General features: G+C 58.8%; 26 protein-coding genes and 2 pseudogenes. 15 read left to right on the forward strand and 13 right to left on the reverse strand.

Annotation, left to right across the window (positions count from 1 at the left end):
- Positions 1-17: 17 nt before the first annotated feature.
- Positions 18-1281, reverse strand: a pseudogene (locus ACZ1HA_RS15740) (RsmB/NOP family class I SAM-dependent RNA methyltransferase).
- 84 nt (positions 1282-1365) lie between these two features.
- Here ACZ1HA_RS15740 and ACZ1HA_RS15745 point away from each other — a divergent pair.
- Positions 1366-1554, forward strand: a complete 189-nt coding sequence (locus tag ACZ1HA_RS15745; protein WP_472714556.1) for a DUF1674 domain-containing protein — start codon at positions 1366-1368, stop codon at positions 1552-1554.
- Between the two features lie 11 nt (positions 1555-1565).
- Here ACZ1HA_RS15745 and ACZ1HA_RS15750 read toward each other — a convergent pair whose 3' ends face one another.
- A complete protein-coding gene (locus ACZ1HA_RS15750) occupies positions 1566-1922 on the reverse strand; it encodes a dihydrodipicolinate reductase (protein ID WP_375229691.1) in 357 nt (118 codons plus the stop codon).
- Positions 1923-2001: 79 nt separating this feature from the next.
- On the reverse strand, positions 2002-2820 hold the full coding sequence (dapB, locus tag ACZ1HA_RS15755; RefSeq protein WP_472714557.1) for a 4-hydroxy-tetrahydrodipicolinate reductase: 819 nt from the start codon (positions 2818-2820) through the stop codon (positions 2002-2004).
- A gap of 85 nt (positions 2821-2905) precedes the next feature.
- Between dapB and rbfA the strand changes: the two genes are divergently transcribed.
- The 13 genes and pseudogenes from rbfA to ACZ1HA_RS15820 form a co-directional block, all read left to right on the forward strand.
- Positions 2906-3331: a 30S ribosome-binding factor RbfA gene (gene rbfA / locus ACZ1HA_RS15760; protein ID WP_375229689.1), complete on the forward strand. Its 426-nt coding sequence runs from the start codon at positions 2906-2908 to the stop codon at positions 3329-3331.
- Complete coding sequence (locus tag ACZ1HA_RS15765) at positions 3328-4068, forward strand: phosphodiester glycosidase family protein (RefSeq protein WP_472714558.1); 741 nt, start codon at positions 3328-3330, stop codon at positions 4066-4068. The genes rbfA and ACZ1HA_RS15765 overlap by 4 nt, the downstream gene beginning before the upstream one ends.
- An 81-nt stretch (positions 4069-4149) precedes the next feature.
- On the forward strand, positions 4150-5061 hold the full coding sequence (truB, locus tag ACZ1HA_RS15770; RefSeq protein ID WP_472714559.1) for a tRNA pseudouridine(55) synthase TruB: 912 nt from the start codon (positions 4150-4152) through the stop codon (positions 5059-5061).
- Between the two features lie 187 nt (positions 5062-5248).
- Complete coding sequence (locus ACZ1HA_RS15775; protein ID WP_375229686.1) at positions 5249-5746, forward strand: hypothetical protein; 498 nt, start codon at positions 5249-5251, stop codon at positions 5744-5746.
- An 86-nt stretch (positions 5747-5832) separates the two neighbouring features.
- Positions 5833-6354 (forward strand): DUF1643 domain-containing protein, encoded by a 522-nt coding sequence (locus tag ACZ1HA_RS15780; protein ID WP_375229685.1) that lies wholly within the window; start codon positions 5833-5835, stop codon positions 6352-6354.
- A gap of 85 nt (positions 6355-6439) precedes the next feature.
- Positions 6440-7114 carry a hypothetical protein gene (locus ACZ1HA_RS15785; RefSeq protein WP_472714560.1) on the forward strand — a complete coding sequence of 225 codons (675 nt, stop codon included), beginning with the start codon at positions 6440-6442 and terminating at the stop codon, positions 7112-7114.
- Between the two features lie 167 nt (positions 7115-7281).
- Positions 7282-7551, forward strand: a complete 270-nt coding sequence (rpsO, locus tag ACZ1HA_RS15790) for a 30S ribosomal protein S15 (RefSeq protein WP_298841500.1) — start codon at positions 7282-7284, stop codon at positions 7549-7551.
- A 206-nt stretch (positions 7552-7757) separates the two neighbouring features.
- Positions 7758-8324 carry a VPLPA-CTERM sorting domain-containing protein gene (locus ACZ1HA_RS15795; RefSeq protein WP_472714561.1) on the forward strand — a complete coding sequence of 189 codons (567 nt, stop codon included), beginning with the start codon at positions 7758-7760 and terminating at the stop codon, positions 8322-8324.
- 133 nt (positions 8325-8457) lie between these two features.
- Positions 8458-9048, forward strand: a complete 591-nt coding sequence (locus ACZ1HA_RS15800; protein ID WP_472714562.1) for a LysE family translocator — start codon at positions 8458-8460, stop codon at positions 9046-9048.
- A 64-nt stretch (positions 9049-9112) separates the two neighbouring features.
- Positions 9113-9538 carry an ion channel gene (locus ACZ1HA_RS15805; RefSeq protein ID WP_375229681.1) on the forward strand — a complete coding sequence of 142 codons (426 nt, stop codon included), beginning with the start codon at positions 9113-9115 and terminating at the stop codon, positions 9536-9538.
- A gap of 89 nt (positions 9539-9627) precedes the next feature.
- On the forward strand, positions 9628-10461 hold the full coding sequence (locus tag ACZ1HA_RS15810; protein ID WP_472714563.1) for a CE1 family esterase: 834 nt from the start codon (positions 9628-9630) through the stop codon (positions 10459-10461).
- 178 nt (positions 10462-10639) lie between these two features.
- Entirely contained in the window at positions 10640-12778 is a 2139-nt protein-coding gene (pnp, locus tag ACZ1HA_RS15815) for a polyribonucleotide nucleotidyltransferase (RefSeq protein ID WP_375229679.1), read from the forward strand.
- A 175-nt stretch (positions 12779-12953) separates the two neighbouring features.
- Positions 12954-13640 (forward strand): annotated as a pseudogene (locus ACZ1HA_RS15820) (SGNH/GDSL hydrolase family protein); the annotation flags it as partial.
- Between the two features lie 627 nt (positions 13641-14267).
- On the opposite strand, the gene ACZ1HA_RS15825 reads toward ACZ1HA_RS15820, so the two are convergent.
- Entirely contained in the window at positions 14268-14921 is a 654-nt protein-coding gene (locus ACZ1HA_RS15825) for a peroxiredoxin (protein WP_375230934.1), read from the reverse strand.
- Between the two features lie 149 nt (positions 14922-15070).
- Between ACZ1HA_RS15825 and ACZ1HA_RS15830 the strand changes: the two genes are divergently transcribed.
- On the forward strand, positions 15071-16498 hold the full coding sequence (locus ACZ1HA_RS15830) for an aldehyde dehydrogenase family protein (RefSeq protein WP_472714564.1): 1428 nt from the start codon (positions 15071-15073) through the stop codon (positions 16496-16498).
- A gap of 64 nt (positions 16499-16562) precedes the next feature.
- On the opposite strand, the gene ACZ1HA_RS15835 is transcribed toward ACZ1HA_RS15830, so the two are convergent.
- The 9 genes from ACZ1HA_RS15835 to ACZ1HA_RS15875 all read right to left on the reverse strand — a co-directional run bounded on the left by ACZ1HA_RS15835 (position 16563) and on the right by ACZ1HA_RS15875 (position 25471).
- The gene (locus tag ACZ1HA_RS15835) at positions 16563-16988 is read right to left on the reverse strand and encodes an SRPBCC family protein (RefSeq protein ID WP_472714565.1); all 426 of its coding nucleotides are present in this window, start codon (positions 16986-16988) and stop codon (positions 16563-16565) included.
- On the reverse strand, positions 16985-17302 hold the full coding sequence (locus tag ACZ1HA_RS15840) for a metalloregulator ArsR/SmtB family transcription factor (RefSeq protein ID WP_375229676.1): 318 nt from the start codon (positions 17300-17302) through the stop codon (positions 16985-16987). The genes ACZ1HA_RS15835 and ACZ1HA_RS15840 overlap by 4 nt, the downstream gene beginning before the upstream one ends.
- A 92-nt stretch (positions 17303-17394) precedes the next feature.
- On the reverse strand, positions 17395-18042 hold the full coding sequence (locus ACZ1HA_RS15845; RefSeq protein ID WP_472714566.1) for an RluA family pseudouridine synthase: 648 nt from the start codon (positions 18040-18042) through the stop codon (positions 17395-17397).
- Between the two features lie 51 nt (positions 18043-18093).
- Positions 18094-20544 carry a GcvT family protein gene (locus ACZ1HA_RS15850; protein WP_472714567.1) on the reverse strand — a complete coding sequence of 817 codons (2451 nt, stop codon included), beginning with the start codon at positions 20542-20544 and terminating at the stop codon, positions 18094-18096.
- A 12-nt stretch (positions 20545-20556) separates the two neighbouring features.
- Positions 20557-21447 (reverse strand): homocysteine S-methyltransferase family protein, encoded by an 891-nt coding sequence (locus tag ACZ1HA_RS15855; protein ID WP_472715338.1) that lies wholly within the window; start codon positions 21445-21447, stop codon positions 20557-20559.
- Complete coding sequence (locus tag ACZ1HA_RS15860; RefSeq protein ID WP_472714568.1) at positions 21444-23897, reverse strand: GcvT family protein; 2454 nt, start codon at positions 23895-23897, stop codon at positions 21444-21446. The genes ACZ1HA_RS15855 and ACZ1HA_RS15860 overlap by 4 nt, the downstream gene beginning before the upstream one ends.
- A gap of 2 nt (positions 23898-23899) precedes the next feature.
- Complete coding sequence (locus ACZ1HA_RS15865) at positions 23900-24274, reverse strand: GFA family protein (RefSeq protein ID WP_375229672.1); 375 nt, start codon at positions 24272-24274, stop codon at positions 23900-23902.
- 1 nt (position 24275) lies between these two features.
- On the reverse strand, positions 24276-24896 hold the full coding sequence (locus tag ACZ1HA_RS15870; RefSeq protein WP_472714569.1) for a LysE family translocator: 621 nt from the start codon (positions 24894-24896) through the stop codon (positions 24276-24278).
- A 2-nt stretch (positions 24897-24898) separates the two neighbouring features.
- Positions 24899-25471, reverse strand: a complete 573-nt coding sequence (locus ACZ1HA_RS15875) for a helix-turn-helix domain-containing protein (RefSeq protein ID WP_472714570.1) — start codon at positions 25469-25471, stop codon at positions 24899-24901.
- Between the last annotated feature and the right edge of the window lie 90 nt (positions 25472-25561).

The following is a 25561-nucleotide window of genomic DNA, read 5'->3' on the forward strand; positions in this document are numbered from 1 at the left end:
AATACGGCCTTGTCCTGTCAGGCAGCTTTCCGCAGGCAGGCCATGTAAAATCCGTCCATGCCACCCGCGTCCGCCCAATAATCGGGACGCAGGCGCAGGCCGCCTTCTTCGGTTTTCCAGGAGGCATCAACCCCTTCTGGCAGCGGTGTATCGCACGTCATATCCAAGTGCCGCGCCAGCGCTTCCTCGACCTGAACTTCGCCCTCGTCGGGCAACAAGGAGCAGGTACAGAAAACAAGGCGCCCCCCGGCGGCAGCAAAGACCATGCGTGATCGATCAGTATTTCCTGCTGCTCAATCAGATCACCAAACTCGGTACCATCTTTGGCATGGGGCAGATCCGGGTGGCGGCGGATCGTACCGGTCGCGGAACAGGGGGCATCCAGAAGGATGGCGTCGTAACTGCCGGTCACTTCCCGGGCATCAGCTGTCAGCAATTCGGCAACGAGGCCGGTGCGCGTCAGGTTTTCACGAACACGTTTCATTCTGGTCCCGGAATCGTCCACCGCCGTCACTCGGGCCCCGGATGCTGCGATCTGCATGGTCTTGCCACCGGGGGCTGCACACAGGTCCAGCACATGCTCGCCCGGCGCCGGAGACAGGATTTTTACGGCGAGCGCTGCAGCAGCATCCTGGACCCACCAGTCACCATCTGCAAACCCTGGCATGGCAGAGACCTGGCCTGCGTCCCGGACCCTGACCGAGCCTGTCGGCAGCAGTTCGCCGCCTGTGGCCGCGGCCACAGCAGCTGCATCAGATTTTGCGGTCAGGTCCAGCGGAGCCCCCGCAAAATGTGCCGTTTCCATCGCACCGATGGCCTCACCCCCCATGCCTCAACCAGCGGGCCGCGCAGCCACTTTGGCAGGCGGGGCGCGCGCAGGGCATTCCAGGCATCAGGCCCGTCTGCCGCGACTTTGCGCAGAACCGCATTTGTCAGGCCTTTCAGGTGCCCATATCGCTTGTGGCGCGCAACGAGTTCCACCATCGCGTTAACCACACCGTGACCGGCGGCACCATGACACAGTTCGGTGGCACCAACCCGCAGAGCATTGCGCACCGTCAGCGGTGGATATTTTGACAGATGCTTCTGCAGAATGCGGTCAGCACGTTCGAGGCCCCGCAGCGTATCCATTGCCAGACGGGCCGCGCGGGCGCGGTCTTCGGGCTCCAGCCTATCAAGCGCGCCACCGGCGAGCAGTTCGGACATCAGCCGCCCTTCTCCCAGCACCTGATCCAACAGGTAAACAGCGCTTCTGCGCGCGGGGAGGCCGGTCTGGGACATGTCTGAGCTCACAGCTTGGAAATCTGACGGGTTGTCTGGGCCAAAGAGCGGCGTATATCAAGGCCGGTAAGAGGAAGAAGCGCTATGTCCGACGACAAATCAGATCACACAGACGGCCTGCCACCCGCAGCAAAGCGCGCTCTGGCTGAAGCCGAAGCACGCCGCAAAGCCGCCGAAGCGCTTGATCTGCCGCCCGAACTGGGCGGTCGCGACGGGCCGGAACCTGTGCGCTTCGGTGACTGGGAAAAGAAAGGCATTGCGGTCGATTTCTGACCCGCACCTGATCAGCGCAGACGGAATTCCGCCGAATCGCCCTGGCCCTGATCTGATGTGAAGCGGATGCGGTTATCCTTGGCCTTCACTTCCTGACAGTTGTAGCCGAGCGGATCGCCACCCCAGTAAAGATCCCGGCAGAAATACCCGTTTTCCCACGTCCAGTTGCCTGTCACAGGCCAGGCAGCACCACGTCCAGAGATCTGTCCGTCGGCCGTGACTTCAAGGTTCACGAAAGGACGTTTGAGCTCTTTGCCTGTCACCATTTTCACAAATTCCGACTGGTCGTCGATTTTCGCAAACTCGGCCAGTGCCGGTGCGCCGGAAAAGGCAGCGGCGGCGGCAAGAATGTAGAATACAGGGCGCATGGTTCAGGCTCCGGTGATCGATCTTATGCTGTATATACGTTCTGAACCCTGATCCGGTTCAAAAAAGATCACACAGCTGTCAGTCTTCCGAAAGACCGAGCACATCCAGCATGTCATAAGACCCGGGTGCGCGGCCACGTGTCCAGAGCGCGGCCTTCAGCGCGCCACGCGCGAAAACGGAGCGGTCCGAGGCCACATGGCGCAGCGTAATGCGCTCGCCTGTGGCAGCAAACAGCACATCGTGTTCGCCGATGATGTCGCCGCCACGGATCGCCGTAAAACCGATATCACCACGCCGCCGCGCGCCGGTAATGCCGTCCCGTGCCCTGTCAGAGGCATCTTTCAGTGACACACCCCGCCCTTCTGCAGCAGCTTCGCCCAGCATAAGCGCCGTGCCCGACGGCGCATCAACCTTGCGGTTATGGTGGGCTTCGATGACTTCAATGTCGAAGTCATCGTCCAGCGCAGCAGCAACACGCTTTGTCAGCTGCACGAGCAGATTAACACCAAGGCTCATGTTCCCCGCGCGCACTGTCGTGCCACCGGCCCCGGCCTGCGCCAGATCGCTGAGCTCATCATCGGTCATGCCAGTCGTGCCAATAACATGCGCCGTGCCGGTGCGCGCCGCTGTGGCTGCGAATGCAATCGTCGCCGCGGGAGCTGTGAAATCGATGACCACATCCGCGGCTTCAAACGCTGCCTTTGCGTCATCGGTAACAGTGACACCCGTTTGCGCACCCCCAAGGCAGAGCCCGAGATCGCGGCCAATCCAGTCATGACCCGGTCGCTCAAGAGCCGACGCAACAACCACAGCTTCCGAACCGGCAGCAGTTTCAACCAGCATACGGCCCATCCGGCCGGACACGCCCGTAATTGCGATTTTCAGCTGTTCTGACATGTCTGGCTCCCGGTGGATTTGCGGTGCCCTCATAGCCTGCCCGGCGCGCCTTGGCAAAGGGCAGTGAAGGGCGTACATGGTGCACATGGGAAAGAACAGGTTTCATGACGGCCCGGGCCCGTCACAGCGGCAGCTTCGCGTCGGTGAGCTGATCCGCCGCTCGTTGTCAGAGGTGCTGGCCCGAGGGGATGTGCACGATCCGGACCTCAACCGGATGTCGATCACTGTGGGCGAGGTGCGCACGTCGCCCGATCTGCGGATCGCCACGGCCTATGTTTTGCCTCTGGGCGGCACTGGGCGGGATGATGTCATCGGGCTGCTGGCCAGGAACAAGGGGGAGCTGCGCCGTCTGGTGTCAAAGAAACTCGCCCTGAAATTCGCACCTGACCTGCGTTTTCAGCTGGACGAGACCTTTGATCAGATGGATGAGACCCGCCGCATGCTGAACCTGGACGATGTCCGCCGGGATACTGAAACTGCTCCGGAGAGCGGGGAAAGCGGCCAGGAATGATCCGCGCTGCCCTTCTGGCCATTGCGCTGGGTGTTACCGCCCCTGCAGTTCAGGCCGTCGAGTGCACCAACACGGAGTTTCAGGGCGCATCTTACACAATCTGCGAGGTTGATGCGGCGCGTCAGGATCTGCGGTTGTTCCTGCGCGATGACGAGGGCGCAGTCTACGGTCAGTTCTTCGCCATTGACCGCGTCCTGGAGCAAAGCAATGAGAAACTGCTTTTTGCAATGAACGCCGGGATGTATCATGACGACCGTGCGCCCGTGGGCCACTATGTCGAGAACGGCGTCGAACAGATGCGCGTCATTCCCAATGCGGGCCCGGGCAATTTCGGTCTTTTGCCCAATGGTGTTTTCTGCCTCCGCAACGGTCGCGCTGACGTCATTGAAACGCTGAAATACCTCGAAGACACCCCGGCGTGCCGCTATGCGACGCAGTCCGGCCCGATGCTGGTGATCGACGGCAACCTGCACCCACGGTTTCTCGAAGACAGCACATCCCTCTATGTGCGCAACGGCGTGGGCACATCGGCGGACGGATCCCGGGTGGTTTTTGCCATCTCTGATGAGACCGTCAATTTCCACAGTTTCGGCAGGCTTTTCCGCGATTACATCGGGGTCCCGAACGCGTTGTTTCTGGATGGCAACATTTCGAGACTTTACGCACCAGGGATCGGCCGCAATGATTTCGGGTTCCGGCTGGGTCCGATTGTCGGCGTTGTGGGATCTGCCGAATAGGCGCAGAAACCGCGTTCCGGGGTCTGGGCAGATGCATGCACCTGGGGTAAGAGCCGGGCGGCAACTTCATTCGGAGCGAATATGGGACGCAGGCGCAAGGGACGGGACATTTCCGGTTGGCTGGTGGTGGACAAACCCGCAGGCATTACGTCGACGGCCGTTGTGAACAAAGTCCGCTGGGCCCTCGATGCGAAAAAAGCCGGGCACGCAGGCACGCTGGATCCGGAAGCCACGGGCGTTCTGGCCGTCGCTTTGGGGGAGGCTACCAAAACAGTTCCATATGTCACGGATGCGCTCAAAGCTTATGAATTCACGGTCCGGTTGGGCCAGGCCACCAACACGGATGATGCCGAAGGTGAGGTTACCCGGGAAAGCGACGCGCGTCCGGATGATGACGCGATCAAAGAAGCGCTCAACGCATTTATCGGTGATATCGAACAGGTGCCCCCGCAGTTCTCGGCCGTTAAGATCGACGGGGAACGCGCATATAAACGCGCGCGCGATGGTGAGGCGATGGAGATTGCCGCCAGACCTCTCTTTGTAGAAAGCCTGATCCTGCTCGACCGTCCGGACCCCGACCATGTCACCCTTGAGATGGTCTGCAGCAAGGGCGGATACGTCCGCTCCATTGCACGCGATCTTGGGACGGCGCTGGGATGTTTCGGGCATGTGCGCGAACTGCGCCGCGTCTGGTCGGGTCCGTTCGACGCAGGCGATGGGCTGAGCCTCGAAGAGATTGACGCGCTTGCAAAAACCCCCGGTCTGGATGAGCACATTGTGCCGCTTGAGGAGGCGCTGAGCGATCTGCCGGAACTGCGCGCTACAGCAGAGGGTGCTGTAAGACTGCGCAACGGCAATCCAGGCATGGTCATGGCAGGGGACGCCGAGTACGGCGACGAGGCCTGGGCGTCGTATGACGGACGCGCGGTGGCGATTGGCCGGTACAAATCAGGGGAGCTGCATCCCTCACGGGTTCTCAATGTAGGGAACTGACCGGTTCCAATTGTTACAGCCCGTTGCAATTCTCGCAGGTTTGTCAGCTGTGACGCGGGGTTTGTTACAGATATTGTTACCGATCCGGTGCCCGGGGTAAGACCGGCGTGAGCACACTGGCGTGCCGCCCGGCAGGTCTTCATATCGGGGTCAGACGCAACACTGATCCAACACGGAGACCACCGTTATGAAACGCACAGCAATCACGCTCATCACCGCCGGCGCCTTTGCAACGCTTGCCTTTGACACCTTCGGCCAGTCCCTGAGCCCTCTCTTCGGATACGCCAAACTGGCACCTGTCGGCCTCGCAGGTGCAACCTTGAAAAACGTCTTCGGCGCCAATCCGTCAGGCGCTGCGCACCTGCTGCACGTTGTGACCGGGCTCGTCTTTTACGTTGTCGGCTATTATGCCATTGCACGACCGCTGCAACGTGCCGTGCTGCCTCAACTGCACTGGTCGATCACTGCAACCGTTTACGGCGTGGCGCTTTGGGCCTTTGCCCTTTACGGCATGGCGCATCTGGTTGCCGGAATGAAACCATTCCTTGGCTTCACCGGTATCACCTGGGTCGCGCTGTGGGGCCACATTCTTTATGCGCTCGTCGCGGCCGGTATCCTTGAGGCGCGTGGCGAAGTTCTCGACTACCCCCGCCGCAGCGTCACTGCCACAGCCTCACCGCTCTGAAACATGCACAAAGCCGCCCTTTTCACAGGGCGGCTTTTTCGGTATGCTGCAACCTGTAAAGGTTAACATTTTTATAGGGTTAATCTGTGTTCATCCGGATCCACAACTCTGACACGACGCATTCTGAAGCTGCCTACTCGGACTGCAACAGGTATCGGTACAAGCTGAAACGCACCTGGGACCCGGATGCCCCTAAGGTAAACTTCATCATGCTGAACCCGTCCGTTGCCGACGAAATCCGCAACGACCCCACCGTCGCTCGCTGCGAGGCAAGGGCCCGCGCACTGGGATATGGCGCATTCTGCGTGACCAATATTTTTGCATGGCGCGATACCGATCCGCATAAAATGCGCAAAGCCACGCACCCGATAGGGCCGGAGAATGATGACACGCTTGTTTCAGTGGCCGAATGGGCCGACACGGTCGTCGCAGCCTGGGGCGTGCATGGCGAACACCGCGACCGTGGACCCGAGGTAGTTCACATGCTGAATGAAAAAGGGATCCCGCTGCATCACCTCGGACTGACGCGCCACGGGCATCCGCGGCACCCGCTGTATCTGGCCTACGCCGAGCAGCCCAGACAATGGCAGACCAGGGCCGCTGATTAACAGTCAGGTAGCACTTTCCCGCTAGACATACCGCCGTTGGCGGCCCTGTCGGGCTGTGCTTCGAACAGTCCGGGAAAGTAACGGTATGCTCTGGTTGGCAGGTCTGATGGGAATGGTTGGCGTCGGAGCCGCCGCGTTTGTGGTCACACAGGACGATCTTGACGACGATCTGGATGAAGATATCCAGGACGACGAGAGCCAGTATATCACCGGGGAGGACCTGACCCGGCAGATTGATGATATCTTTTCCGGCCGTACGGTTGGTGAGGAAGTTCTCGGCTACGGCGAAGACGACAGCGACGATTATCTTTATGATTTCATCTCGGACACAGATCCGGATGATGCATCGGTCACTATTACAGGCTTTCCGGAGGAGGATGGCTTCGGTGACATCGACGGTTTCAGCACCTGGCCCGGGGACGCTGGTTTTTCGGCGGACGGTTACACCGATCTGCCCGAACAGAGCGAGGTGCCCCCGTGGCTCGCGCTGGCCGAGTGGGTCAGCGACGGTGCGGCGTCCGAGCCGATGGATTATGATGCGTCCCGCGACAGTCTTGTGCTGGTCTGGGACGACACAGATGACAGCGCCGCGGAGCCCGAAGTTACGGTTCAGCGCGACGGAAATGACCCGGAAGTTATGCATGTGATGATGAACGGACAGAGCGTTGCCGAGGTATATGGCGATGCTGATCTGAGCGTCGCGGACCTGACGGTCGTACCACTCAGTTCCGCCATGATCGTAGGTCTGGAACCTGCCTGATCTGGACAGACCCTGCAGATCGCGAAAACAGTGTTTGCCATTTTTCTTTCTGGTGATTATACGCGCCCATCGCAGCAGGGAATCTGTCTGCGATTTCTCCACGGGCCTGTGCTGGACGACATCCCGGCCTGCGCCATTTCTGAAACCCTTTTGCAAAGGAGCCCCCGATGTCGATTACGCTTGAAGAAAAAGCACGCATCATGAAGGAATTCGCGATCAAGGAAGGCGACACCGGTTCGCCCGAAGTTCAGGTCGCAATCCTGAGCTCGCGCATCGCGACACTGACCGAGCACTTCAAAACACACAAAAAAGATAACCACGGCCGTCGTGGTCTGCTGAAGATGGTGGCAAACCGCCGCAAGCTTCTCGACTACGTCAAAGGCAAGGATGAGGCCCGCTACCAGGACCTGATCAAACGCCTCGGCCTGCGCCGCTGATTTCAGCAAGGCCATCCAAAGACTGACAGCAACCGCGCCGGAAACGGCGCGGTTGTTTTCGTTTTGACAGCTTTTTTCGGGTAGAAATCACGCCTCTGATATTACGCAGCGTAACCATCCGTGTTGGTAACCAATACAGATTATTGCGTTGATGGTGGTCACAGAAATGCCTAAAAGGTGTCCAGATTGTTAACGAGGAACCTATCATGAACAAGTCAATTGCATCGGGCGTTGCCGCGCTTGCACTTGCAGCCAGCGCCGCGTCCGCGGCCACTATTGAAAATGTATCAGGCGTCGTGCACGAAGGCGGCGTTGCACCAGCAGCAGGATCTCCCGCAGCGGATATCAAACTTGGTGATTTCAATTCCAGCATCGATGACCCGATCCTTGAGATTGTTGGTGATACTTCAATCTACGGCGGCGTCGCACACCGTACGAAGACAAAATATTTCGACAGCTGGAGCATGGACTTCGGCGCTGACTCATACGCTGCGACTTTCAACTGGCAGAAAACCTCCGCAAACTTTGACGGCCGACTGGTTGTGAGCGGAATCCAGTATGACCTTGATGATGCCGGCTCTGTCTCACTTGGCACTCTGACCGGACTTGTGACCTTCAATCTTGATCCGTTGTTCGGCAGATTTGGCCCGAACCCGGACGAAGTTGCCACATGGGACCTGCAGGTCAGCGAAGTGCCTTTGCCTGCAGGTATGGTGCTGATGCTGACGGGCATTGCTGGCATTGCAGGTATGCGCAAGCTGAAAAAGTCCTGATTTATCAGGAAGCTAAATTCGTAACGCCAGCCCCTCGCGGCTGGCGTTCTCTTTTGCAGAGACTTGCGCCACCTCAGCCATGGCTCCTGCCAGCTCTATTGCAACTGTCAGCTCTATCAGGTGTTGTGCTGCTATGCTGACGTTTGCTGCCGCTGTCTTTTTTCTTATCGTTACGCCTGGACCCGGTGTTCTGTCGACAGCGGGTGTGGGCGCCGCATTCGGTGGGAAGGCTGGGGCCCGCTACGTCCTTGGATTGTTTATCGGCACAAATCTTGTGTGCCTGGCCATCGTCAGCGGGCTGACCGCTGTTTTGCTTGCAGACGAACGACTGCGCACAGTGTTGTTTTTCGCCTCCGTAGCCTATCTGGCGTGGATCGCGTTCACTATCGCTTTCGCCGGCAGTCGCCTTGCCTTTATCGAACGCGCACGGCCGCCTGGCATTACCGGTGGCATCGCACTGCAGGCCATCAATCCCAAGGCATACGCCGTCAATACAACGCTTTTCACCGGCTTCGGGTTCTGGCCGTCAAGCATGGCAACCGAGATCGGGCTGAAATTCCTGATCGTGAACGCCATCTGGGTCCCGATCCATTTTGCCTGGTTATGGATGGGTATCTCACTGCAGCGTATGAACCTGCCCGAAAAGGTGCAGCGCAGAATCAACATTGCCATGGCGCTCTCCATGATGTTCGTTGTGCTGCTCGCAGCCAGCGCACAGTCCTGAAAGAATGGACTTCCCGGCAGACCGTGAATACACCTGATCCCGGTGTCACGACTGCGGAATTACAATGCCCGTCCTTTTTCAGATCACACTTGGCAGCTGCGTGCTGCTGGCCTGCGCCATGATCCACATTCTGATCATCGCACGAATGATCAGACACCTGCGCGGTCACGACCATTTTGCAGCACACAGATCCGGCAGACGGCAGCTGGTCGCGATCTGTGGATTGTTCCTCGTCACGCTTTTTTCGCACACGATCCAGCTCTATGTCTGCGCTTTCGTGCTCTGGCTCGTGGGCGCGCTGCAGGGCTATGAAGAACCCATCTACTTTGCCCTCGTGACCTACACGACCGTGGGGTATGGCGACGTTGTCCTCAGCACGGATTTCCGCATTCTGGGCGCGATGATTTCAGTCACCGGCATTGTGATGTTCGGGATGACCACAGCGTTTCTCGTCGGATTGTTCGGCCGGATCCTGGGCGAGGACAAATAGCATCGAACGCGAGGCACAGGCAGGCGCATACCTGCTATGAACAGAATTGTGATTTGCGGTTCCTGTCGCCGGGTTGGAACTTTGTGCGCATGAACGACCGACTGCTGCGCCACCTTTTCTGTCTGACCTTCGCTGTTGCGCTGAGTGCCCTTGCAGCAATGCCCGCCACGGCCTGTGGCGAAAACACCCGGTGTATGATCGGCGACCGCCACTATTACATTGCGATGCCTGATGGGCATGATGGCCGCTCTGATGTGCCCGTGATTATCTTTGCGCACGGCCTGCAGGGGACGGCGGAAGGCACGATGCAGAACCCCCGGCTGCGCCGCATTGCAAATGACCTTGGCGCTGCGTTTGTTGCGGTGAAATCCGCAGGTGCATCATGGTCGCAGGAAAACGCTCCGCGCACGGTTCCCGGTGACGGCCTGAAGGCATTGGCGTACTTTGATGCAGTCAGGCGCGACATGATCAACCGGTTTCCCGTTGATCAGGACAGGATCATTGTCAGCGGCGCTTCCACCGGCGGGATGATGACCTGGGGTCTTGCCTGCCACCGAAGCGACGATTACGCGGCGTTTGTCCCGATGTCAGGCACTTTCTGGTCACCCGTTCCACCGACCTGCAGCGGCAGAACCGCCAGCATCCTGCACTTTCACGGGGACAAGGATCAGACGGTGCCGCTTGACGGCCGCGCTGTCGCCGGAACCCGCCAGGGGAGTGTTCCCGAGGCGCTGGAGATGTACCGAACATTCGGGCGTTTCGGTCCCCGCACCCGGACGCGCTCCGGCGATCTTCGATGCGAAGTCCGGAGCAACCGCAGCGGCAATATCCTCAGCTTCTGTCTCTATGATGGCCGTCACTCTTTCCGGTCTGAAAACCTCCGGACGGCATGGCAGATGCTGCGCGCAGCAGGCCGCATCTGAGCGCGGATCCCGGCGTTCTGCCACCGGTACAGCAGCCTTTCCAAATCACGCCATCTCGTGTATGCCCCCGCAATCTGAAAGCCGGCGCCCGGACCTCAGCGCCTGACAAAGAAGATACCGGGGTCAGGGGGAATTCGCCCCCTATGCAATGGCCAATGGGCCGAAACAGGAAACGTAGATGTTTAACGAAACGAAAAAGTCGATGCAGTGGGGCGAAGAAACGCTCACGCTGGAAACAGGAAAAGTGGCCCGTCAGGCGGATGGGTCGGTGATTGCGACGCTTGGAGAGACCAGCGTCATGGCAAACGTCACCTTTGCCAAAAAACAGAAACCCGGTCAGGATTTCTTTCCGCTGACTGTTCACTATCAGGAAAAATACTATGCCGCGGGTAAAGTGCCCGGCGGTTTCTTCAAGCGCGAGGCGCGCCCGACGGAGAAAGAGACGCTGACCGCGCGTCTGATCGACCGTCCGATCCGCCCGCTGTTTGTCCCCGGCTTCAAAAACGAAGTGTTGGTGATGTGTACCGTGCTGTCGCACGATCTGGTCAATGACCCCGATATGGTCGCGATGATCGCGGCCTCTGCGGCGCTGACTATTTCCGGCGCACCTTTCATGGGCCCGATTGCCGGTGCGCGCGTGGGCTTTGAGGATGGCGACTACATCCTGAACCCGACCGTCGACGACATGCAGGATCTGCGCCTGAACCCTGAGCAGCGCCTTGATCTGGTTGTGGCAGGCACCAAAGATGCCGTGATGATGGTCGAATCCGAAGCTTACGAGCTGACCGAAGACGAAATGCTCGGTGCTGTGAAATTTGCGCATGAGCAAATCCAGCCGGTTATCGATCTGATCATCTCTCTGGCAGAAGAGGCGGCCAAAGAACCGTTTGACTTCCAGCCCGCGGATTATTCTGATCTGTCCGCAGCGATTGCCGCTGCCGGTGAAGCTGACATGCGCGCAGCTTTTGCCATCTCTGACAAACAGGAGCGCACCTCTGCCGTAGCCGCCGCCCGTGAAAAAATTATGGAAGCGCTGAGCGAAGAACAGGCTGAAGATCCGAACCTCGGCTCCGCGATGAAAGGCCTTGAGGCCTCTATCCTGCGCGGCGACGTTGTGAAAACCGGCAAGCGGATTGACGGTCGTGCGACCGACGAAATCCGCGACATCGTGTGCGAAACCGGCATGCTGCCGCGGACACACGGTTCGGCGCTTTTCACGCGCGGTGAAACGCAGGGCCTCGTGGTCACAACACTGGGCACCGGCGATGATGAACAGTTCATCGACGCCCTGCACGGCAACTTCAAATCCAACTTCCTGCTGCACTACAACTTCCCGCCCTATTCGGTCGGCGAAGCAGGTCGCGTTGGCCCTCCGGGACGTCGTGAAATCGGTCACGGTAAACTGGCATGGCGCGCTCTGCAGGCGGTGCTGCCCGCAGCAACTGATTTCCCGTACACCATCCGTGTTGTATCCGAGATCACAGAATCCAACGGCTCGTCCTCGATGGCGTCGGTCTGCGGTGGCTCTCTGTCGATGATGGACGCAGGCGTGCCGCTGAAGTCGGCGGTCGCGGGTGTTGCCATGGGTCTGATCCTCGAAGAAGACGGCTCCTATGCGATCCTGTCGGACATCCTGGGTGACGAAGACCACCTGGGCGACATGGACTTCAAAGTGGCGGGTACCGAAAACGGGATCACCTCGCTGCAGATGGACATCAAGGTTGCAGGCATCACGCCCGAGATCATGGAGAAGGCCCTCGCGCAGGCGAAAGACGGCCGGATGCATATCCTTGGTGAGATGAACAAAGCCATCACAGGTGCCGCGGACTTCTCCGTGCATGCGCCGCGCATTGAAACCATGCAGATTCCCACCGACAAGATCCGCGAAGTCATCGGATCGGGCGGCAAGGTCATCCGCGAGATCGTGGAAGTGTCAGGCGCCAAGGTCGACATCAACGACGAAGGCACCATCAAGATCGCATCCCCGAACGGCGACTCGATCCAGAAAGCCTATGACATGATCCACGCGATCGTGGCGGAGCCAGAAGAAGGCGCGATCTACACCGGTACTGTCGTCAAGATTGTCGATTTTGGTGCATTTGTGAACTTCTTTGGCAAGCGCGACGGTCTGGTGCACGTGTCCCAGATCGAAAACCGCCGCCTGAACCACCCCAGCGATGTGCTGAAGGAAGGTCAGGAAGTGAAGGTCAAACTGCTGGGCTTTGACGACCGCGGTAAGGTTCGCCTGTCGATGAAAGTTGTCGACCAGGAAACCGGCGAAGAAGTCAAAAAGGAACAGGCGCCTGCAGAAGAGTAAGTCTCTGACGCAACTGCTGATTCGGGCCCCGGGAGCAATTCCGGGGCCTTTTTCGTGCCAGGGCTGTGTTTTTGCGACCTGCCGTCGGGTCAACCGGTTAACTGTCGCTACGTCACGATCCGAAAGATCGCGCAAACCGTTACGGTTGCGCGACATCTTTGGGAGGAGAGTAAAAATGATCAGGACGCTTGCCGTCACTTTCAGCATTGGCGTGGCATCCGTCGCGGCGGCTGACCCCGGTCTGGAACCGTTTACCAGTTACTACGCCTTTGGCGACAGCCTGAGCGACGACGGGAAGCTGGGCACGCTGACGCCACCCAGTCTCGAAGGACGTTTCTCTACGGGCCGCGTCTGGACGGAACTGCTGGCCGACCGCTTTTCATCTGTGGGGCTGGAAACCGACAACTTTGCGCTTGGTGGCGCGACCGCAGGTCCGGTGAACACAACGAATTACCGGGCACAACTTCCGGAGAACCCAACGGCGGATGATCTGGCAGCTATCGAAAGGATCGAGGCCAATGCAACGTTCGACCGACAGGTTTTGGATGCTCAGGTGGCTATAACTGATCCCGGTGAGAACCCGCTGGTTTCAGTCCTGTTTGGCGCGAATGATCTGTTTCAGCAATTACCCGCACTTGTCGGCGGTGTCTTTGGCACGTCAGAACCGGCTGACCTGTTCCCTAAACTGCAGCAGACAGTGAAGGATCTGGCGGACCGGACAGCGGCAGCTATTGCGGACAACATCACGGCTCTGAATGCCGGCAACAGCAGCTTTGACGATTTTCTGGTGGTGAACCTCGCAGATTTCAGCCAGACGCCCGCCTTCGGGCCATGGGGTGTTGGTGTAGCAGATGCACAGCTGAACGCGCTTCTCGCGCAGGTGTCGGACCCCGATAATATTCCCCAGGAGCTCGCGGAGCAGATCGCTCTCGCAGAGTTTCAGCGGTTGTACCTGACCTTTGATCCGACGCCCGGGGTTGATGGGGCGGACAGTTTTGCACAACTTGCCACGCTTGAATTCAACAAGGCACTGGAAAGTGAGCTGGCCATGCTCGGCGACGGGATTAACACAACACTGTTCCGTCAGGATCTCTTTTTTGAGGAGCTCCTTGCATCAGCGGCGGCGGACGGTATCAATATCTTCGAACCCTGCACCCCGTCTTTCACCACCAATACCGGCATCAGCTGTGCTTTTGTCCGGAACGACGCAGGTCAGATCATTGGCGTGGACCCATCCATCGCTGACGGATTTTTCTTTGGTGACAGCGTGCATCCGACAGGTTTTGTCCAGCGTGCTTTTGGTGAGAGCGTGATCGAAACACTGGAAGATCAGCTCCCCCTGTACCTGTGCCTGCGGGCTTTCCGCTGCTGGCCGCAGGTCTTGGCGCTCTCGGGATCGTTGCCAGGCGCAAAAAGCGTCAGGCCTGACATGAAAGAAAGCCCCGGGAATTCCCGGGGCTTTCTTAGAAACGGCTGTTTTCGGGTATTATCAGCCCGGCGCTTTTGTTTTGCGCAGGTACGGCAGAACTGTCTCGAATTCTCCGAATTTGGCAGCAGCGTCTTCATTGGAAACCGTCGGCGGGATAATCACATCCTCACCCGGCATCCAGTTGGCCGGTGTCGCGACGCCGTTACCCACCGACATCTGCAATCCATCCAGCGCGCGCAGAACTTCTGCAAAGTTGCGCCCCACGGTCATCGGATAGGTCATCGACAGTTTCAGCTGTTTGTCCGGTCCGATGATAAAGACAGAGCGCACTGTGGCGCTGTCGGCAGGTGTACGGCCATCGGGCAGATAAGCTTCTGCGGGCAGCATATCGAAGGCTTTGGAGACCTCGAGACCTTCATCGGCGATGATCGGGAAACCAGCTGCGGCACCGGCAACCTGTTCGATGTCACCCTTCCACTTTTTGTGGTCTTCCACGCCATCCACGGAAACACCGATTACCTTGGTGCCGCGTTTCTCCCACTCTTCCGCCAATTGTGCGACGGCTCCGAATTCTGTGGTGCAGACAGGCGTGAAGTCTTTCGGGTGTGAAAACAGAATGGCCCAGCTGTCGCCAATCCAGTCATGAAAACTGATGGGGCCGTGGTCTGTTTCGGCGGAAAAGTCGGGGACAGTGTCGTTGATGCGCAAGCCCATAGTTCACTCCTGAGCGATCCTGATTGAGATTCGGATAAACCTTAACGATTAACGCGCCCGGTGACATCCCCTCTCTTGTTCGCCTTCGCGGCTGATGACACATTGCGCCCAAAGGCACGACACGCGCACAAACCATACGGAGATACCAAATGCTCGAGCACCGCAATTTCTATATCAACGGGCAATGGGTCAGCCCCACAACCGCCAATGATTTCCCGGTCATTGATCCCTCGACCGAAGAACAGTGCGCTGTCATTTCGCTTGGCGGACAAGCGGATACCGACGCTGCGGTAGCTGCCGCACGTGCCGCCTTTGAAGGATGGTCGCAGACCCCGCGCGAGGAGCGCGTCGCACTGATTGAAAAACTGCTCGAAGTTTACACCGCGCGGGCCGGCGAAATGGCGCAGGCAATCTCGCTCGAAATGGGCGCGCCGGTCGAGCTGAGCAATGCACAGCAGGTAGGTGCCGGGACATGGCACATGAATGGCTTTCTGAAAGCTTTCAAGGACTTCTCCTTTGAACGCGATTTCACGGCGACGGAGAAAACTCTGCTGGAACCAATCGGCGTTTGCGCGCTGATCACCCCCTGGAACTGGCCGATGAACCAGATCATCCTCAAAGTCATTCCGGCGATTGCCACAGGGTGCACTGTCATTCTGAAACCCTCGGAAATTGCGCCGCTGTCAGGACTGCTCTTTGCCGACTTCATGCATGAGGCGGGCTTCCCGGCGGGCGTTTTCAACATGGTGAACGGGGATGGCACCGGTGTTGGCAGCCAGCTCTCTGCGCATCCGGACGTGGATATGATCAGCTTTACCGGGTCGACCCGGGCTGGCATCGCAATCTCCAAAGCGGCTGCAGATACACTGAAACGGGTGAGCCTGGAACTTGGGGGTAAAGGCGCAAATATTATCTTTGAGGATGCCCACCCCAAAGCCGCAAAAGCAGGTGCAATCCGCTGTTTCCGGAATTCCGGTCAGTCATGCAATGCCCCGACGCGCATGCTGGTGCACCGTTCCCGCTATGACGAAGCTGTCGCGATGGCAGCGGAAACTGCGAACAACACGCATGTGGGGCCGGCCTCTGAGGAGGGCAAACATATTGGCCCGGTCGTCTCGGAAGTGCAGTTCAACAAGATCCAGAATCTTATCGAAGTTGGCATGGGCGAAGCCCGGCTTGTAGCAGGCGGCACCGGCCGCCCGGACGGGCTCAACCGCGGATACTATGTGAAGCCAACCGTTTTTGCAGATGTGACCAATGACATGACGATTGCGCGCGAGGAAATCTTTGGCCCCGTGTTGTCAATTCTGCCGTTCGATACCGAAGAAGAAGCCATCGCAATCACCAATGATACGCCCTATGGCCTGACAAATTATGTGCAGACCGAGGATGATGAGAAACGCCGCCGCGTGGCCCGGCGTCTGCGGTCCGGCATGGTGGAAACCAATGGCCAGGGCTTTGCAATGGGCTCACCCTTTGGCGGCTACAAACAGTCCGGCAACGGCCGCGAAGGTGGCGTGTTCGGCATCGAGGAATTCCTCGAAATCAAAGCTGTATCCGGTTGGGCGGCGGAATAACCGTTACATAAAACGCGCAGCCACCCGGTGATCTCCGGGTGGCCGCTCTCTGAACCCGCTGCGCTTATGCGGGGACAGGGTCGTGCAGGGCTTCACGCATCTGCATAAAGTGATTGTCCCAGCCTTTGTCGAGCGCCAGCAACAGGTCGAAGCCTTCTGCGTCGGCGGTCAGCCCACTGTGTTCCAGGGCAAGCTCAGTGCCGCCCGCGACTTCGGTCAGACGCCACCTGACAACGCTTTTGGCATCGCCCATCGGCTTCACTGTAAAGGTGTATTCGAGGTATTCCGGTGCCCGGGCCTCAATGACATCCCCCCAAATCAGCAGGTCACCGCTTGTCGTGCCATACATTTTGAGCGCGCCACCGGTCGTCAGTGTGGATTTTGGTGCGTGGAACCATTCAGCCAGCCGGTCCGGTTCCGTCAGGTACTCCCAGACTTTCTGGCGGGATGCCTTCAGGAAAATCGTCTTCTTCAGTGTACGTCCTGTCATTCTGTATCCTTTTCTATTGCCGCTTTCAGAGCAGCGAGGCGCGTGTCCCAGAAGCCATCAAAGAAAGCGAACCAGTCATAGACTGGCGCGATGCCTTGGGGATTCAGGCTGCTGATCCGTTCGCGTCCCCGCGTTTCTGTAGTGATCAGGCCTCCGTCCGAGAGGACGGTGAGATGTTTTTTCACCGCAGCCCGTGTCATGTCGAAATTCTCTGCAACTTCCCCGATGGACAGATCGCGGCCACGGAGCATCAGAAGAATGTCCCGTCGTGTCGGATCAGCCAGAGCACGGAAAGCAGATTGCGGTGTGTGCATAGTCGCTCCTTATAATACCATTTGGTATCTCTTTTATGAAACCTTATGGTATCATGTCAAGCGTAACATGCGGGATTTACTGCGGGCTGCTTTCAGAAGGGTGCGCGGGCGCGTACTTTCATCGACCGGCCACCCTGTGGGTGCTTGAAACGCAGTTCCTCACTGTGCAGCATCAGGCGCGGGAAATCGCGCGCAGGACCGGTGGCGTAAAACGGATCGCCCAGTATGGGATGCCCCAGTTCAAGCATATGCACACGTAACTGGTGACTGCGCCCGGTCCGGGGCTGCAGACGCATCCGGGACGTTTGTCCATCTGATTTCAGCAAACGCCAGTCCGTCTGTGCGGGCTTGCCGTTCTCATGATCCACCATCTGCCGCGGCCGGTTCGGCCAGTCCACAATGAGCGGCAGGTCTATGGTGCCCGTTTTTTCCGGGGGCACGCCCCATACCCGCGCGACATAGGTTTTCTGGGTCATCCGTTTTTCAAACTGCAGACCCAGGTGTCGCTGCGCATGCGGGGTCAGAGCAAAAATCATCACGCCGGACGTGTCCCGGTCCAGACGATGTACCAGCAGCGCATCCGGGAAAGCCGACTGCACCCGGCTCAGCAGACAGTCGGCAAGATGCGCGCCCTTGCCCGGAACCGACAGGAGGCCGGAAGGCTTGTCGACAAGCAACACTTCTGCATCCTCATGCAGAATGACCAGAGGATCCTGGGGCGGTTGGTAATCGGTCTCCATGCGCCCACGTGGCAGATGCCCGCCCGGGTTTCAAGCCGGGCGGTGCAGATCTCAGGCCTTAACGCGCTCGGATGTCGGATCGTACATCGGCTTAAGCGATGCTTCTGCTTTGACCCGCGTGCCCATCACGTCGATCTCGTAGGAAGAGGCCAGAACCTCAGCCGCTTTCTCACCGGCACAGGGAACGTAACCAAGCCCCATTGCGCCGCCGAGGTGGTGACCATAAGCGCCAGAACTCAGATACCCTACCAGTTCGCCGTCCCGCAGGATCGGTTCGTTGTGATAGAGCAGTGGCTCCGGATCTGTCAACCGGAACTGCAACATGCGGTTCATGGGACCGGTTTCCTTGCGGCGCAGCACCGCATCCCGCCCGATAAAGTCGGGCTTGTCTGTTTTCACGGCGAACCCGATGCCTGCGTCAATCACATGGTCCTCGCAGGTGATGTCATGGCCGAAGTGGCGGAAGCCTTTTTCGATCCGGCAGGTGTCCATCATGTGCATGCCACAGAGCTTCAGCCCCATGTCCTGACCCGCCTCATAGAGCGTTTCAAACACGTGTCCGGCCATGTCCGAAGAGATATAGACTTCCCAGCCGAGCTCACCCACGTAGGTTACGCGGTGCACCCGTGCCAGCCCCATCCCGATCTCAATGTCCTGTGCCGTCCCGAAAGGGTTCACATCATTCGAGAAATCGTTGGGCGACACCGCTTCGAGCAGGGCGCGCGACCGGGGACCCATGACTGCAAGGGTTGCTTCGGCAGCGGTCACATCGGTGATGGTGACGTTGAAATCACCCTTATGCCGCTCCATCCAGACCTGATCGTTGTACCGGGTCGCCGCCGGTGTCACGACCAGATATGTGTTGGTCGAAAGACGCGTAATCGTGACATCTGCCTCAATGCCGCCGTTCCGGTTCAGGAACTGAGAATAGACGATCTTGCCGTGCGGCACGTCATACTGACCACCGGCGATGTAGTTGAGGTACCGCGTTGCATCCGGCCCCTCGACACGCAGTTTGCCGAACGATGACATGTCATACATCCCAACGTTCTGGCGGATGGCCATGTGCTCTTCGCGCACGTTGTCAAAGAAGTTCTGGCGTTTCCACGAATACTGATACTCTGCCTCCTGGTTCTCACGGGCAAACCAGTTCGCACGTTCCCATCCCGCAAATTCACCAAAGACCGCGCCGCGTTCTGTCAGGTGATAGTGGAAGGGCGACCGGCGGATCCCCCGCGCCGTTTCCTTCTGTTTGAAGGGGAAGTGATCTTTGTAGAGCAGGCCGAGCGTTTCAGTGGAGCGCTCGTAGAGGTATTTTTTGTTGCCCTGGAACGGCTGCATCCGGCTGATGTCCACATCACCCAGATCAAAGGGTTTGTCACCTGTGTCCATCCATTGAGCCAGCGCCATTCCGGCACCACCGGCAGACTGGATGCCAATGGAGTTGAAGCCCGCGGCGACCCAGAAGTTGTTCAGTTCAGGAGCCAGACCAAGGTGGTAGGCATCGTCGGGCGTAAAGCTTTCCGGGCCGTTGAAGAAGGTGTGAATACCTGCTTCCGCCAGCAGAGGTACCCGTTCGACGGCTTTTTCCAGGATCGGCTCGAAGTGGTCAAAATCCTCCGGCAGCTGATCAAACTCAAAATCCTTCGGGATACCGTCATTCGCCCAGGGCTTTGCTTCGGGCTCAAATGCGCCCAGCAGAATCTTGCCCGCATCTTCTTTGTAGTATGCATATTCGTCCGGGACCCGCAGAACAGGCAGCTGGGTCATGCCGTCGATGTTCTCGGTCACGATATAGAAGTGTTCGCAAGCCTGGAGCGGAACGCTGACACCGGCCATCTGACCGACTTCGTGGCCCCACATGCCGCCACAGTTTACGACCATATCGCAGGTGATATGACCGGATGCAGAGCCGTCGTCAGCTTCCCAGTCCACGCCGGTAACAGTACGGCCTTCTTTGGCGATGCGGGTGACTTTCGTGCGTTCGATGACCTGCGCGCCGCGCTGACGCGCACCCTTGGCGAGCGCCAGTGCAATGTTGGCCGGATCGCCCTGACCATCGAGCGGCAGATACACAGCGCCCGTGACGCCTTCGAGATTGATATGAGGGTAAAGCTCCTGCACACGCTCGTTGGAAATTTCTTCCACCTCGACGCCAAACGCACGTGCCATGGCCGCCTGGCGGTAAATCTCTTCCTTGCGCTCGTCGGTGAGGGCAACGGTGATCGAGCCACAGCGCTTGAACCCGGTGGCGACACCGGTTTCGGCCTCCAGTTCGCCGTAGAGTTCCTGGCTGTACTTCGCCAGCTTGGTCATATTGGCCGTTGCACGCAGCTGAGCGATCAGACCAGCCGCGTGCCAGGTCGTGCCGGAGGTCAGTTGCTTGCGTTCCAGCAGAACGACGTCTTTCCACCCCAGCTTCGTGAGGTGGTAAGCGACCGAACAGCCAATGACACCGCCACCGATGATGACGACGCGCGCGTGGGAGGGAGGCACAGCCATGTGAGGATTCCTTTAAACGATGTTATGACCAGCGGCTGTCAGCCGCCGCGATATTTCAGCAATATGTCCCGGACTTACTTCGCAGCAGCCGCCGACGATGGTGGCGCCTTTGCCAACCCATTCCATGACGTATCCGGCATAGGCACGGGGACCCATGTCCCGCCGCATACGCAGGGCATCGACGGTGGGTTTCGACTTCAGAAAGTCATCGGTGATCTGCTCAAATGCATTGGCATAGCCACCAAAGGGCTTGCCGAATTCCTGCACGATCCCCAGACCCAGTGTCACCGCTTCGGGCGCAGAGCAGTTGATCAGCACCGCATCGGCACTGGCCGCAACCTCCGCAGCTTCCTGGAGCGGTTCGCCCGAGCGCAGGCACGTTCCGTCCGTATCCGACACGGTCAGTGACAGCCAGACCGGCAGGTCGGTTGTACGTGCTGCCGCCAGAGCATCCCGGGCATGCGCGACACTCGCGACAGTTTCCAGGATGATCATATCACAGCTGTCCTGCAGCTGCTGCACCACTTCTGTAAAAAGCGGCACGGCGACATCAGAAGCCGGATGCAGGTCCGGGCGGTAGCTCGCGCCCAGCGGCCCGACAGATCCGGCAATACGCCCGGTACAGTGCGCGGTCCGCGCAGTTGTGGCCTCCGAGATTGCCGCTGCATGCAGCTCAGCAAACCTGCCTTCCATACCTGTGCCTTCCAGCCTGTCACGGTGAATGGCATAGGTGTTTGTGGTCGCAACAGTCGCACCCGCGTCAAAAAAGTCCGCGTGTACGCGCCCCACCAGACCGGGATGGTCGACCATGACCTGAGTGGACCACAGCGGCGTGGGGCGGTCGCCGGCGCGGTGCACCAGCTCCTGTCCCATACCACCATCCAGCAGGGTGACATCCATCAGGCACGGATCCGTTCGTTGGCCGGATCCCAAAGCGGCTGGTCTGGCTGGACGGTTGCTTTGCAGCGCTTGCCGTAGATCTCGACTTCGACTTCCGTACCCGGCTCTGTCAGGTCCTTGCGAAGCATGCCCAGTGCGATGGACTTGTTGACGCGGTATCCCCAGTCCCCGCTTGTCGTTTCGCCCACAACCTCATCACCAACAAAGAGTGGCGACATATAGGGGGCGTCCTGATCACCGGCATCGACCACCAGTGTGACAAACTGCTTTTTGCTGCCCTGCTGCTTTTCGCTCAGCAGCGCTGCTTTGCCGATGAAGTCCTGCGGTTTGTCGAAACGGATGAACCGTTCCATACCGCCTTCGAGCAGCGAATAATCTGTCGACAGATCGCCTTTCCAGCTCCGGTAGCCCTTTTCGATACGCATCGAATTCAGGGCATACATGCCAAACGGCTTTGCCCCGGCATCGCGCAGTGCGGTGTATACGGTCGCGCTGTCCTCAAAAGAGGTATGAACTTCCCAGCCCAGCTCGCCTGCGAAGGAAATACGGAAGAGCTTGGCTGGTTTGCCTGCGACAGTTGCGTCCTGAATGGTCAGCCACCCGGTCGACAGATCTGCATCATCGGTCATCCCGGAAAGAATGTCGCGCGACGCAGGACCGGTCAGCAAAAGGGTGGACCAGTCGCGTGTGATGTCTGTCATCGTCAGCGAGCCATCTGCAGGCAGGCGGTTTTGCAGGAACTCAAAGTCGTGCCACTGCGCCACAGCTGCCGTCATCAGCCAGAATTCATCCTCGCCCCAGCGGATAATGGTGACCTCGGTTACGATTTTGCCGCGGCTGTCGGTGAAATAGCCAAGGTTCATGCGGCCCGCTTTAGGCAGGGCACCTGCAATCTGGCCACGCAGCCATTCTGCGGCACCGGTCCCTGACAGTGTGTATCGCGAGAAACCCGGCATATCGAGCACGCCTGCGCTGTCGCGCACTGCCTCAACCTCTTCCTTTACGCGCACCGCCCAGGGGCCGTTGCGGTCCCAGGAATGCGTGGCTTCCTCGGATGTGTCATCGCCGTCCTGTGCGAACCAGTTCGCGCGCTCCCAGCCGTTATAGGCACCCATCTGGCCGCCATCTGCCAGCAGCCGTTCGTGGTTCGGTGACAGTTTCTTGTCACGCCCCGCAGGCCATTCGTGATGCGGGAAATGCATGGCGTATTCGTGGCCATAAGTTTCGAGCGCCTTGGACAGACAATAGTCGTGATCGGCATAATCGGTGTAGCGGCGCGGATCGACTGCCCACATGTCCAGTTCAGTCTCGCCGTGCATGATCCATTCGCTGAGGCATTTACCGGCCCCACCACCCTGCGCGATCCCGAAGGTAAAGGAATGCGCTTCAAAGGCGTTCTTTACACCCGGCATCGGGCCGATCATCGGCAGACCGTCGGGCGCGTAAGGGATGGGTCCGTTGATATTGCGGCCCACACCCGCGGTGCCCAGCGCCGGCACCCGCTCCATCGCGTCCTCAATATAGAACTCCAGCCGCTCCAGGTCATCCGGGTAAAGCTGGAAAGAGAAGTCTTCCGGCATCGGATCATCCGGCGTGACCCAGTGCGCCTTACAGTTGCGCTCATAAGGTCCCAGGTTCAGGCCGTTCTTGTCCTGGCGCAGGTAATAGCTGGTGTCCACGTCGCGGATCATCGGCATCTTGTGACCTTTCTCAGCGGTCCATTCTGCCAGTTCGGGGATCTCATCTGTCAGGAAATACTGGTGGGACATCACAACCATCGGCACAGTGCGCCCGCCAAACGGTTTGAACATCTCGCCCACACGCTGAGCGTAATAGCCCGCACAGTTGGCGACATATTCGCAGCGGATCTCGCCCTTTTCAGTTTTGACGATCCATTCGTCCCCATCCCGGTCGATCCCGATGACGGGGCAGAACCGCTCGATCCGCCCGCCCGCGTCACGTGCGCCTTTGGCCAGCGCCTGCGTCAGCTGTGCAGGGTCAATGTCACCATCGAGCGGGTCCCAGAGGCCCCCGGCAAGGTCATGGGTTTCCATGAAGGGGTTGAGGTCTTTCAGTTCGTCGGGTGTGCAGATGTCCATCTGCAGCCCCTGGTAACGGCCCATCGACGCAACCTTTTCGAACTCCATCATCCGCTCTTTGGAATGCGCCAGACGAATGGCCCCGGTGACGTGGTAGTTCATCGGATAATCGACGTCCTGCGCCAGCGTCCGGTACATCGACAGCGAATACCGCTGCATGTTCATCACGGCCCAGGACCCGGCAAAGTTCGGGCAGTTACCCGCTGCGTGCCATGTCGATCCGGCGGTCAGTTCGTTTTTCTCAAGCAGCACACAGTCTGTCCAGCCGGCCTTGGCCAGGTGATAGAGTGTGGACGTGCCCACCACGCCTCCGCCAATGATGACAACGCGCGCTGTCGTTGGAAAATCTGCCATGCTCATGTCTCCCTTTGCGGCTCGCTGGCCGCGATTTCGTAGTAATCGCCCTTGTCGGCGGTAAAGATGTGGCCGCGCAGGCGCAGCCCGGTCGGCCCGTCGATCGAGCCGGTTGAAAAGCAGGTGAAGCCGTCATCCTCGTGCTCCCAGAACAGGGCTGAGCCACAGGTCGGGCAGAACCCGCGTTTTGCTTTGTCGGACGACTGGTACCAACGCACGTCGCCTTTTATTTCGAGTGATCCGTCCTCGACATACGACGAGGCCCAGGCATGACCGGACTGTTTGCGGCACTGGTTGCAGTGACAGACAGCAGGCGCCCCGGGTTCTCCTGTCGCCTGCCACGTCACCGCGCCACAAAGACAACTGCCTTTCAGCATCTCAGGTCCTCCCCGGCGTTGAAGACGCGCCAAGCAGCACGCCGTAGACGATAAAACAAAGCGCCAGGACGCGGCGGACCCAGACATTGAACACAGCTCCCAGCGCTGCCCGTCCAAGACCCGCGCCAAGTGCCGTGAAACCCACATAGCTGAGCGCTGTCAGGGTCAGTGCAGTTGGCACAATGACCACCATTTGCTGCATGAGGGGCACGTCGGGTTGCACAAACTGCGAAAATGCAGCGAGATAGCCCGCCACGCTTTTGGGATTGATCGTAGCCACTGCAAGCGCATGCAGATACACAGAACGTGCCGGACGCGGTTCGAACGTGACGGGCTTTGACGCATTCATCCAGCCGCGCACGCCCATCCAGATCAGAAACCCGGCACCCACCAGTTTGGCGACAAAGAAACCCGTTGGGGACGCGGCAATGAGCGCTGTGACACCCAGCGCGGAGAGCCCCAGAAACAGGCTGGCCTGGGTCAGGATCGCCAGCACGCCCACCAGCGACCTTCGGAAACCAAGGGTCATGCCATTATTGATACAGTTCACTGCGTTCGGCCCCGGGGTCGTCACAAAGACGATCCAGAATAACGCGAATATGGTCCAGGCTTCGAAACTCATCGTCAGTAGACCGGTGGCGCGATAACCCAGATCGCTTCTGCAGTCTCGGCATATGGGTTTGACCAGCGGAAAGGCTCACCGCGGATACGGAAGCTGTCACCCGGGCCAACGGTATGGTTTTGCCCGGCTATCCACAGGTCCAGTTTGCCGGAAATCATGTAGCCGACTTCCTGCGTTGGGCGCGTAACAGTTTCCGAAATGCCGCTTGATGGCTGAAACGTCGAATGGACCATTTCGAAATCATCTGTCAGATCCGGAGAAAGGAGTTCTTCCACGAGCCCTGCAACAGACGACCCGATAGGTCTGCGCGCCGTCTGGCGCACGATATGGCCGGCCTCATGCGCGGGCGCGGCTGAATGCCGGAAAAGCATGGACACAGACACATCCAGCACCGCTGCAATCAGCCTAAGATCGGAAATCGAGGGTTCAGACTTGTCCCGCTCCACCTGGCTGAGCCAACCGACCGAGCGGCCAAGCGCGCCCGCCAGATCGACGAGCGTCATACTACGGGACTTGCGCAGGGCACGGAGATCGGCGCCCAGTGTATCCGGTTGTGTTGGCAGACTGTGGTGCATGAGTGATTCATGAAATTCTATTGGCTTTTTTCATGATGTCGCATCAAAATGAAAAAAGCCAGAGAAATTTCACGGGCCGTTCATGAATAT

It is taken from the genome of Roseobacter sp. S87 (assembly GCF_055693285.1).